At 40.3% G+C, this 457-nt stretch carries 2 protein-coding genes; one reads left to right on the top strand and one right to left on the bottom strand.

The genetic code is table 11. From position 1 onward, the window contains the following. The coding region (locus tag F7Q96_RS26570; RefSeq protein ID WP_211923538.1) for a flavin reductase family protein at nucleotides 1–270 on the top strand (270 nt) is incomplete at its 5' end. Nucleotides 271–314: 44 nt separating this feature from the next. Here F7Q96_RS26570 and F7Q96_RS27545 read toward each other — a convergent pair. Continuing rightward, the coding region (locus tag F7Q96_RS27545; RefSeq protein ID WP_151023662.1) for an AMP-binding enzyme at nucleotides 315–457 on the bottom strand (143 nt) is incomplete at its 5' end.

Below are 457 nucleotides of genomic sequence, written 5' to 3'. Positions count from 1 at the left end.
GGGGTTGAGCTGTTTTACCAAAAAGATCTGACCAGTCCGCTTGTATCAGGTTGTATCGCATGGCTGGTATGTAAAGTTATTCCTGAGCCACATAATCAGTCAGCTCATGACCTATTTATTGGTTCTGTTGTAGGTGCATGGGCAGATAGTCGCGTTTTTAGAGATGGGCACTGGCATTTTCAAGATGCACCAAAAGAACTTCGTAGCCTGCACTATATTGCTGGTGGAACATTTTATTTAATTGGTGAGGAAGTGAAAGCCGATCTTTAATATAAAGAATAAAGGGAAATTCTAAATATTTCCCTTTGTTCAAATTAGCTTGCGTAGGCTTGCTGCATTTTTGCAATTTCTTGCTGCTTCAACAGTCCTCTTTGAATTTTTCCGCTCGTGGTTTTCGGTAGACTGTCCACAAACTCAATTTCTTTTGGATAAGCATGACGAGATAAACGGTTACGAA

This window comes from Cupriavidus gilardii (assembly GCF_008801915.1).
GTDB lineage: Bacteria > Pseudomonadota > Gammaproteobacteria > Burkholderiales > Burkholderiaceae > Cupriavidus > Cupriavidus gilardii.
The sequence above is the reverse complement of the archived record's forward strand: the minus strand, read 5'-3'. Positions and strand labels throughout refer to the sequence as shown.